The organism is Pseudomonas indica NBRC 103045 (genome assembly GCF_002091635.1).
Lineage (GTDB): Bacteria > Pseudomonadota > Gammaproteobacteria > Pseudomonadales > Pseudomonadaceae > Pseudomonas_M > Pseudomonas_M indica.
Genome location: NZ_BDAC01000001.1, coordinates 571,474 through 579,303 on the forward strand (window position 1 = coordinate 571,474; position 7,830 = coordinate 579,303).

Sequence of the window (7,830 nt, forward strand, 5' to 3'; positions counted from 1 at the left end):
TTTCTGCCCGCCCCTCAATTCAAACGCAGCCAGTAGCGCCCGTTCCGGTAGGTGAACACCAGGCCGTCGCGGGTGATCTGTTGCAGGCGCAGCTCGGCGTTGAGCGCATCGCCTTCATGCAGCGTCCGGCCGCTGACACGGATGAAACGCGACGACGGGTTCGCCGAATAGACATGGGCGTTGAAGGCCATGTCGCGCAACTGTTTCTGGATCGCCGAGGGCAGCTTCTTCCAGTGCTGCGCATCGCCCAGTTCGTCCGCCGGCGGTTCGACTGCATCCGCAGGAGGCGAGACGGCAACCGGCGGCGCTACCTGCCGTTGTGCCGGCGCAGCTACGGCGGCCGGGACACGTCCGGCCCGCACCGGCAATTCGAGGGCCAGCGGCGCGGCCTGGGTCTCCTCGTCCTCGACCTGGATGCGCACCCCGGCCATCCCTTGCAACGTGGAGACTCCCGGTGCGGCTTCTGCGGGCGAAGCGGGTTCGTCGATCACGGCTGTCGAGGCCGGAGGCGGGGCTTCCTTCGCGATGGGCGCCATCGGCACGGGCGCGGGTACAACCAGTTCATCCGGTGGGCTGCGCAACAGCCACGCGGCCAGGCTCGCCAGCAGCGCGCCCGCGACCAGCAACGCCAGCCCTTTCCAATGGCGGCCCTCCATCCGCTGCTGGTGCAGCTCGACGAATTCCTGCTGGGTATCGATGTGCGGAACGTCACTGCGGGTCCGCAGGCTTTCAGAATGCTTGAGGGCATTGAGGATGTAGGACATGGATCACTCCCATTCGGGCTCCGTGGCCGTCAGCCGCGGGATGTCCGGCTCGGTCAGGGCACTCAGCTGGATCAGCGTCTGCGGCCCCACTACCGCGTCGGTGACCAACTGGTAATGGTGCTGGAAGGACAGCACCAGCAATTGCAGTTCCTCGTCGTAGCGCTCGCCTTTCAAGGTGCGCGGCGGCCGCTTCTGCAACTGCGCGAAACGCTGGTCGAGCCAGCTCACCAACGGGCTGTTGGCCTCCGGACGCAGCGGTGCCTGGTAGCCCGGCGGCAAACGCCAGAGCACCAGTTGGCGGTCGTTCAACCAGACGCGCAGCTCGGCCAAGTCGACCTCGCGGTTTTCCCCGGCGACCTCCAGGGTGGCGACGCCGGTCTGGGTATCGATGCGCAGCAGGGTGGCGAAGAAACGCTGCCCCAACGCGTTGTTCAGGCTGACCACTGCCGGCTGGTTCAACTTGAGCAGTTCGTCCAGGTCCACCGGCTGCAACAGGCAACCGAGCTGATGGCTGCGGGCGAAGCGGCAGACCACCGGCGCCGTGGTCGGGTCATAGGCGATCCCCCAGGCACGGAACAACGCCTGATAGGCCATCGGCTCGGTGGCCGCGAGATCGGTGCCCTCTGGCCAGCGCCAGTCGCCCGGGCCGCTGCGCGAAGGCATTGGTTCGTAGGACGCGGGCGTCAGTCCCTCGGCAGGCCCCGCCGCGGTCGGCTCCAGCGAGGCGACCAGCAGGTCCGGCTCGACCTCCGGTGCAGCAACCGGCGCCACACTCGCTTCCGGTACCGGCACGGGCGTGGCGGCCGGCGCGGGCGTCTCCTGGCCGGGCAGACGCACCAGGGCGGCAATGTCGCGCCCGCCCGGATAGAGAAAGCCGGCCAGCAACAGCACCAGGAGAAACAGCGAAAACAACGCCATCCGCCAGACCGGCATCGGCCTCGGACGACTGCCCAGGACCTCATGCGCCGCCTGATTGACGATCCGCCAGCCGACCTTGTTGCGGCGCTCGACGAAAGCGCCGAGCAAGGCGCGGTCGCAGAGAATGTTCACCATGCGCGGCACGCCGCGGGTCAGGCGATGCAACCGGCGCAGCGCGGCACGGCTGAACAGCGGCGCATCGCTGCCGCCCACCGCAAGGCGATGGCTGACGTAGGCATCCAGCTCGGCACGGGTCAGCGCATTCAGGTGGTAGCGCGCGGTGATGCGCTGGTCGAGCTGGCGCAGTTCCGGCCGGGCCAGCTTGTCCAGCAGCTCCGGCTGGCCGATCAGAATGATCTGCAGGAGCTTCTGGCTGCTGGTTTCCAGGTTGGTCAGCAGGCGGATCTGCTCCAGCACGTCAAGGCCGAGGTTCTGCGCCTCGTCGATGATCAGCACGGTGTTCACACCGCGGGCATGGGCCGCCAGCAGGTGCGCATTGAGGGCGTCGATGTAGCCCTTGATACGGTTGCGGCTGTGCTGGTAATCGATCTTCAACTCGTCGCAGATCGCTTCCAGCAGCTCGGTGATACCGTACTTCGGGTTGAGGATGAAGGCCACTTCGGTCGAGGCCGGCAACTGTTCGAGCAGGCAGCGGCAGACGGTGGTCTTGCCCGTACCGACATCGCCGGTGAGCAGCACGAAACCACCGTTGCAATTGATGCCGTAGAGCAGGTTGGCCAGGGCTTCGCGGTGCTGTGCGCTGAGGTACAGGTAGCGCGGGTCCGGGGCGATGGTGAAGGGCAGTTCGGTGAAGCCGAAGTAGTGACTGTACATGGCGATGTACCTCGCACGTCTATCAGGCCATGAAAAACTACCTGCGTTGCCGATACGGCGTTAAAAACAGCCTCAAAATGCTCATTTACAACACGTAAACTGCGCTTTTTCGGCTGTTTTTGCCTTGTCTCGGCTGCCTCGCCTACGTTTTTCAACGGCCTGCTACAGCTGACTATAGAGGTCCGAGGTGCGGTTTCCAGTTCGTTACAGTGCATCCGATGAGTGGTGGCGCCACGCCATACCTTTCGTCGTCAAGACAGGCGACTGTCACCGCTGATCTACACTCAAGCATGGGGCGCACCGGCTCGCATGAGCTTCTTTAGGCCAAGTGTTTCAAGGACTTAACAAATGTCCGCGACAGCCCGTCCATTGCCAGAATCACCCCGCCGCGCCCTTCTTCTCGATCTGCCCGGCGATGAACATCTGCATGCAGATTTGCAGATTCCTGACTGGGTCTTCGATCGCGCCAGCGGCACCGTCATGGCCCAGTCGCTGCTCAAGCAGCACACCTACCGCGTGGGCATCGCCCTGCTGCGCGGGGTCAACGAGGAACGCTACGAACAGCTCGAGGAACTCCTGGCCGCCGACGAGCACGTCTCCTGGCTCGCCCTGACCCGCCCGGAAGACCTGCAGAACCTCGACTTCCGCCGCCTGATCTACGAGCACTTCTACGACTATTTCACCCTGCCGCTGAGCGACAACACCCACCTCAAGTGCGCCCTCGGCCACCTGCACGGCATGTCCCGGCTGCGCGACCTGGAGCAGAACGTGTTGCTGCCGGTGGAAGAGTTCCACATGGTCGGCGGCAGCAAGCAGTTCCTGGCGATCTTCGACCAGATTCGCCGGGTCTCCGCCGTCGATGCGCCGGTGCTGATCCGTGGCGAGACCGGCGTCGGCAAGGAGATGATCGCCCGCGCCATCCACCAGCGCTCCCAGCAACGCAGCGGGCCCTTCGTCGCGGTGAACTGCGGCGCGCTGCCGGAAACGCTGATCCATGCCGAGCTGTTCGGCTACGAGAAGGGCTCCTTCACCGGCGCCTACAAGCGCAAGATCGGGCGCATCGAGGCCGCGCAGAACGGCACCATCTTCCTCGACGAGATCGGCGACCTGCCGCCGCAGTTGCAGGTCTACCTGCTGCGCTTTCTCGAACAGAAGACCATCGAGCGCCTTGGCGGCAACCAGAGCCTGACCAGCAACGCGCGGGTGATCGCCGCCACCCACGCCAACCTGGAACGCGCCGTCGACGAAGGGCGCTTCCGCGAGGACCTCTACTACCGCCTCAACGTGCTCAACATCAATGTCCCGCGCCTGGCCGAGCGCGGCAGCGACATCGAGCTGCTGGCGCTCTACTTCCTGCACAAGTTCGGCAAGGAATACGGCACCAGCGCACGCGGTTTCACCCGCCAGGCCATGTCCGCCATGCTGCAATACAAGTGGCCGGGGAATGTTCGGGAAATGATCAACCGCATCCGCCGCGCCCTGGTGATGAGCGAGAACCGCATGATCACGCCGAAGGACCTCGGCCTGGAGGAAAGCAAGCCGGAAGAAAAGGTGGTCCCCCTCGAACAGGCGCGCGCCCATGCCGAAGAACTCGCCGTGCGCAGTTGCCTGAGCCACGCCATGAACAACGTCTCGCAGGCCGCCAAGATGCTCGGTGTTTCCCGCGTCACGCTCTACCGCATGATGGAGAAGTACGGCATCCGCTAGTCGAGATGCCTGTAAGCCGGGTGCAACAAATCCACCGCCGCCTCTCCCCCGCTCTCGCCAGAAGCCTTGCAGATCAAGGCGATACGGCGATGGCGCGGCCTTTGCTATTTATTCTTCACTCCTGATTCGAGCGATTCGATCAGGTAATCGCGGCAACGCTCTTTTTCGGAGCAACCGTCATGATCGAAAGCGGACGCAGGTCATCCGACCACCCACCGCCGGCCTCGACCGGTCGATGCGACGCCGGGTCGAACACCGGGAACGCGGACAACAACGGCTTGACCGTTTTCCCCCTGTTCGGCGACACCCCCTTCCTCGCCTGGCAACAGCTGCATCGCAAGACGCGGGTCCTGCAGCACATCCACCCCAGCGGCAAACCGGTGATCCTGCTGTGGGACGAAGTCGACGACACCGACCTGCTGCCCTGAGCGCAATGTGACCGCCCTCACGATCCCTGCATCGAGGGGATGAGCGGTCGTTTCCACCTCTCGACTGGTCATTTTTTAACCAGAGGCTCTAGCGTCGCCGTTTCGCTTGTTAGACGCAAAAGTTCCAGATCATTTTTTAACCAAACGAAGCGGCACCTATGCCATATCTGTATAAAAAATGATCAAACCCCATGATAGATTCCGCACCCATTACGCATGTACGCAAACTGAACACCGCGAATGCGTAAGTGAAACAGGAAATTCCCCGCTGCTTCGGCAGTGAACACTGAGGTTTTCAAGGTCGGATTTCGGGCGTTAAAGCCCGCACCCTGATCGAGGGGCTTTAACCGGGTAGTTCGCTACCCCTGTTGTAACAGCAAGACAGAAAGCTCCTCTCCCGACAAAGGCAAAGCCAGGGCAACCTGGCGACGCAAAGTCACGGGTCCCACCGGGATCGCCGAACTGCCGAAGGAGAACTCCTATGGACAGCCGTGAAGAGGACTTTCTTCTGACTCGATTCAGGAGAGACCCATGCGCCTGTCCCGGCCCTTCGCCGCGTCCCTGCTCTGCACCTGCGTGCTCGTCGCCAGCACCTCCCTCGCCGCAGCCGCTTCCCATACGGACCATGAGCACACCGCCACCGCGGCCCACGCCAGCGAGGCCCGCGAGGCCGCCAGCGCACGCACCACGGAACTCCTGACCCAGTACAAGCGCTGGCTCAAGGCCGATGCCAGCCAACGCACCAGCCTGCGCCAGCAGCTCGCCGCCAAGGCCGAGCAGCGCCGCCAACTGCTCGGAGAACTGGTCCAGAGCCATCCGGCCGAGGTGCTGCGCGTGGTCATTCCGGAAGACCGCCAGAGCGGCATGCCGGCCGAGGTGCTCGCCAAGCTGGAACAGCGGGTGGACCTGGAAGGCGAACTGGACGTGCTCTACGAAGACTACGAGGACGGCTCCCACAAGCTGCGCCACTTCCTCAAGACGCCCTTCGGCGAGCGCTTCGAGCTGCACTTCGCCCGTCGCGACAAGGAATGGCAGAGCGGCACCCCGGTGCGCGCCCAGGGCTGGCTGCTGGAAAGCGCCCAACCCGGTCTCGACCCGATCCAGGGCGACCTGGTGATCGCCGACGACAGCACCCTGCTGCTCGCCGATGGCGCCACCACGACCACCCCCTCCACCGGCACCACCAGCGCCCTGCCCAACACCCTGGGCGCCCAGCGCACCCTGGCCATCCTGGTCAACTTCCAGGACGCGCCGAGCGACAAGCCGTGGACCGCCAGCCAGGCCAACAGCCTGCTGTTCGGTGCTGGCGGCGTCAGCGATTTCTTCAAGGAAAACTCCAACCAGCAGACTTGGCTCACCGGCACGGTCGCCGGCTGGTACACCCTTCCGGTCAGCAGCACCGTGTGCGACGGCTTCGCCATCGAGAAGTACGCCAAGGAAGCGGCCCAGGCCTCTGGCTACACCCTGGCCAACTACGACCGCTTCGTCTATGTCTTCCCGAAGAACGCCTGCGGCTACAGCGGCATGGGCCAGGTCGGCACCAAGCCTTCCGCCGCCTGGATTCATAACAGCCTGATCCTGCGCACCGTCGCCCACGAAATGGGCCATAACCTCGGCCTGCACCACGCCCACGCGCTGGACTGCGGCGACACCACCCTCGGCAGCACCTGCACCGCCCAGGAGTATGGCGACACCCTCGACATCATGGGTTACTCCGGCACCGTCGGGCACTTCAACGGTTTCGCCAAGGAGCGCCTGGGCTGGCTGGCCAGCGGCAACCTGATCACCGTCGGCAGCGCCGGCAGCTTCTACCTCAAGCCCATGAGCAGCGCCACCAGCAGTGCCAAGATTCTGAAGATCGCCAACGGCACCGACGCCAGCGGCCAGCCCAGCTACCTCTATGTGGAATTCCGCCAGCCGATCGGCTTCGACGCGCAGCTCACCGACCGTGGCGTGGTCGACGTGAACAACGTGTTCAAGGGCGTCTCCGTGCGCCAGGCCAGCCCGGCCAACGGCAACAGCGGCTACCTGCTGGACATGACCGCCGGCAGCAACTTCGTCGACATGAAGGATGCCGCCCTGGTCGGCGGCCGCAGCTTCAGCGCCAACGGCATGACCCTCACCACCCAGTGGACCGACGCCAGCCAGGCCCTGGTCAGCGTCGACTTCGGCGGCAGCGCCGCCGCCCCCACCTGCACCCGTGCCGCGCCGAGCATCAGCGTCACCCCCGGCCAGAGCACCTGGCTGCCGGCCGGCAGCAGCTACACCTACACCGTCAGCGTGACCAACAAGGACAGCGCCGGCTGCGCCAGCAGCAGCTTCAGCCTGAGCGCCAACAAGCCGAGCGGCTGGAACGCCAACCTGGGCAGCGCCAGCCTCAGCCTGGCTCCTGGCGCCAGCGCCAGCACCACCCTGCAGGTCAGCGCGGCGAGCACCGCCGTCGATGGCTTCTACAGCGTCGGCGCCACCGCCACGGCCAACGGTCTGTCCGCCACCGGCAGCGCCAGCTTCGTGGTGGACAACCCGGCCAGCGTCGCCAACCAGGCGCCGAAGGCGGTGAACGACAGCGCCACCCTGGCCAGCATCTCCGCCGTTACCATCGCCGTCATGGCCAACGACAGCGACCCGGATGGCGACGCGATCAACGTGGTCACCTTCACCCAGGGCGGCAAGGGCAGCGTCAAGCTGAACAGCAACGGCACCCTCACCTACACCCCGGCCAAGGGCTTCAAATCCAGCGACCAGTTCAGCTACACCATCAGCGACGGCAAGAACAGCGCCTCGGCTACCGTCAGCGTCAGCCTGTCCGGCAGCAGCACCACCATCAGCGGTGGCAAGGGGAACGGCAACCGCTGATCGGGGCGGACAGGGATGTCCGAAGCTCCTGTAGAGACAAATGAATTCGCCCGGCTTAGCTGCTGCGGATTTGAATGAAGTTCTCTAACCACGACCTTTCTTTTGTACGTGGCAAACCCCTCTCCCCCGACCCCTCTCCCGTAAACGGGAGAGGGGAGATTCGTGCCGCTCGGCGCAGTGAAGTGATCCTGGGGCTTTCGCATTGCCAGAAGACTTGCAGAAGAGGTTGGGCCAACTCGGACGCCCCGTCAGGAGGCCGAGCGGAATCGTCGTGTAGGGGGACGAGCGGCATGGATGCCGCGAGAGGCGCGGTTGGCCAGGGA

At 64.7% G+C, this 7,830-nt stretch carries 5 protein-coding genes and 1 riboswitch; of the genes, 3 read left to right on the forward strand and 2 right to left on the reverse strand.

Annotation, left to right across the window (positions count from 1 at the left end; genetic code table 11):
* Positions 1-14 precede the first annotated feature (14 nt).
* Complete coding sequence (locus PIN01S_RS02590) at positions 15-764, reverse strand: general secretion pathway protein GspB (protein ID WP_084333562.1); 750 nt, start codon at positions 762-764, stop codon at positions 15-17.
* A gap of 3 nt (positions 765-767) precedes the next feature.
* Positions 768-2,516, reverse strand: a complete 1,749-nt coding sequence (locus tag PIN01S_RS02595; RefSeq protein ID WP_084333563.1) for an ExeA family protein — start codon at positions 2,514-2,516, stop codon at positions 768-770.
* 348 nt (positions 2,517-2,864) lie between these two features.
* On the opposite strand from PIN01S_RS02595, the gene PIN01S_RS02605 reads away from it, so the two are divergent.
* The 3 genes from PIN01S_RS02605 to PIN01S_RS02615 all read left to right on the forward strand — a co-directional run bounded on the left by PIN01S_RS02605 (position 2,865) and on the right by PIN01S_RS02615 (position 7,507).
* Positions 2,865-4,223 carry a sigma-54 dependent transcriptional regulator gene (locus PIN01S_RS02605; protein ID WP_084333564.1) on the forward strand — a complete coding sequence of 453 codons (1,359 nt, stop codon included), beginning with the start codon at positions 2,865-2,867 and terminating at the stop codon, positions 4,221-4,223.
* A 278-nt stretch (positions 4,224-4,501) separates the two neighbouring features.
* Complete coding sequence (locus tag PIN01S_RS26630; protein WP_169715774.1) at positions 4,502-4,651, forward strand: hypothetical protein; 150 nt, start codon at positions 4,502-4,504, stop codon at positions 4,649-4,651.
* 395 nt (positions 4,652-5,046) lie between these two features.
* Positions 5,047-5,121, forward strand: a riboswitch (cyclic di-GMP riboswitch).
* A 61-nt stretch (positions 5,122-5,182) separates the two neighbouring features.
* Positions 5,183-7,507: an Ig-like domain-containing protein gene (locus tag PIN01S_RS02615; protein WP_084333566.1), complete on the forward strand. Its 2,325-nt coding sequence runs from the start codon at positions 5,183-5,185 to the stop codon at positions 7,505-7,507.
* Positions 7,508-7,830 lie beyond the last annotated feature (323 nt).

Excerpts from the sequence above, each read along its gene's own strand:
- PIN01S_RS02590 (WP_084333562.1), bottom strand. The coding sequence starts at position 764 with ATGTCCTACATCCTCAATGCCCTCAAGCATTCTGAAAGCCTGCGGACC.
- PIN01S_RS02605 (WP_084333564.1), top strand. The coding sequence starts at position 2,865 with ATGTCCGCGACAGCCCGTCCATTGCCAGAATCACCCCGCCGCGCCCTT.
- PIN01S_RS02595 (WP_084333563.1), bottom strand. The coding sequence starts at position 2,516 with ATGTACAGTCACTACTTCGGCTTCACCGAACTGCCCTTCACCATCGCC.
- PIN01S_RS02615 (WP_084333566.1), top strand. The coding sequence starts at position 5,183 with ATGCGCCTGTCCCGGCCCTTCGCCGCGTCCCTGCTCTGCACCTGCGTG.